At 63.7% G+C, this 2,134-nt stretch carries 2 protein-coding genes and 1 pseudogene; all 3 read right to left on the bottom strand.

Annotated features, from left to right (window positions below):
- Positions 1-581, bottom strand: a 581-nt coding sequence (locus HX846_RS16100) for an aldolase/citrate lyase family protein (protein ID WP_178965708.1), incomplete at its 3' end; no start/stop codon positions are given.
- A gap of 11 nt (positions 582-592) precedes the next feature.
- Positions 593-1,777, bottom strand: coding sequence for an L-rhamnonate dehydratase (rhmD, locus tag HX846_RS16105; RefSeq protein WP_178965709.1), 1,185 nt, complete (start codon positions 1,775-1,777; stop codon positions 593-595).
- A gap of 15 nt (positions 1,778-1,792) precedes the next feature.
- Positions 1,793-2,134 (bottom strand): annotated as a pseudogene (locus HX846_RS16110) (MFS transporter); the annotation flags it as partial.

Consider the following 2,134-nt stretch of genomic DNA (forward strand, 5'->3'; position numbering starts at 1 on the left):
ACCTCGGGGTGCCCGGGATTGCCGGGGTGACCGAGGCCGATGGACAGGTCGGCGGGGCCGATAAACACCGCGTCCACGCCTTCCACCGCCGCAATCGCCGCGACGTTTTCAACGCCGCGACGCGACTCCACCTGCACGATCAGGCACAGCTGTTCATGGGCGGTGTTGAGGTAATCCGACACGCCGTCCCAGCGGGTGGCGCGGGTCAAGCCGCCACCAACGCCACGAATACCGTGGGGCGGATAACGCATCGCACGCACCAGGGCCTTGGCTTGCTCGGCGGTTTCGACCATCGGGATCATCAGCGTCTGGGCGCCGACGTCCAGCAGTTGCTTGATCAGGTTGGCGTCGCTGCTTACCGCGCGTACCACCGGGGCGGTGGTGTAGGGAGCCACGGACTGGAGCTGGTTGAGCACGCTGGGCACGGTGTTGGGGGCGTGTTCGCCGTCAATCAGCATCCAGTCATAACCGGTGCTGGCGACGATCTCGGCGGCATAGGCGGTGGCGAAGCCGGCCCAGATCCCGTATTGCGCGGCGTCTTTACGCAGCGCGGCCTTGAAAGCGTTGTGGGGCATGTTCATGGCAGGAGTCCTCAGCGGTTGTACGGGCGATGCAATTGGCAATCGGGGTTGAGGTCCACGCCAAACCCGGGTTTGTCGAGCACCGACAGGCGCATGCGGCCATTCACCGGCACGGGTTCACCGAGCAGTTGCGGGTGGAACATCGGCACCACTTCGTCTGCCTTGGGCGCCATCATCAGGAACTCGGCGAACGGGCTGTTATGGCGGGTCGCAACAAAGTGGTAGCTGTAGACCGACGAGCCGTGGGGCACCACCAACGCATTGTGGGCATCGGCCAAGGCGGAGATTTTCACCAGCTCGGTGAGGCCGCCGCACCAGCCCACATCTGGCTGGATAATGTCGCAGCAACCCATCTCCAGGAGCATGCGAAAGCCCCAACGGGTAGCCTCGTGTTCGCCGGTGGTGACCAATATGCCTTTGGGCACGTTGTTGCGCAGGGCGGCATAGCCCCAGTAGTCGTCGGGCGACAGCGCTTCTTCAATCCATTTCAGGCCGTATTCATGGGCGCCGATCGCCAGTTTGGTGGCGTAGTTCAGGTCCAGGCTCATCCAGCAATCGAGCATCAGCCAGAAGTCCGGGCCGACCCGTTCGCGCATGGTTGCCAGTTCCTCGAGGTTTTTGCGCAGGCCTTCTTCGCCTTCCGATGGGCTGTAGTGCAAGGGCATCTTGCCGCCGATAAAGCCCATCTTCTGTGCGAGGTCCGGGCGGGCGCCGGTGGCGTAGAACTGCAATTCGTCACGCACCGCGCCGCCGAGCAACTGGTGCACCGGCTCCTGGCGGATTTTGCCGAGCAGGTCCCACAGCGCCAGGTCGACGCCGGAGATCGTGTTGATCACCAGGCCCTTGCGGCCGTAGTACAGGGTGGACTGGTACATCTGGTCCCAGATTTTTTCGATATCGGTGACGCGGGCGCCTTCCAGGAAGCGCGCCAGGTGCTTCTCGACGATATAGGCGGCGGGCTCGCCACCGGTGGTCACGGCGAACCCGACGGTGCCGTTGCTGGCCTCGATTTCGACCACGAGCGTGCCGAGTACGTTGATCCCGAAACTGCGGCGACTCTGGCGGTACTCGGGGTATTTGCTCATGGGGGTGCTGATGTGATCGTCGATCCAGTGGCCGTCTGCCTGGTCGTGGTAGTCCGCGCCGCCGCCGCGCAGGACAAAGGCGCGCACGTGCTTGATTGTGAGATTGCCCATGGTGTGACTCCTTGATTAAACAGTGGCCGGCGTGTTCGTCGCTTTATGGCCTGGGGAATGGATACCGAGTACCAGCAAGGCTGCGACTACAGTGGTGGCGGACAGCAGGTAAAGGCCGGCCGCAGGGGAGTGAAAGGCGGTTTCTGCCCAGTTCTTCAGCACCGGGGCGATAAAACCGCCGAGGGCGCCGAAGGAGTTGATCAGGGCGATACTGGCGGCCGCTGCGCTGCCGGCCAGGTAGCTGGACGGGAAGGTCCAGAACACCGGTTGCACGGCGATAAAGCCCGAGGCGGCAAAGCACAGGGCGAGCATGCCCAGCAGCGGGTTGGCAAAGGTCACCGAGCAGGCGATCCCGGC

The sequence above is a fragment of the Pseudomonas sp. K5002 genome, from assembly GCF_013386655.1.
GTDB lineage: Bacteria > Pseudomonadota > Gammaproteobacteria > Pseudomonadales > Pseudomonadaceae > Aquipseudomonas.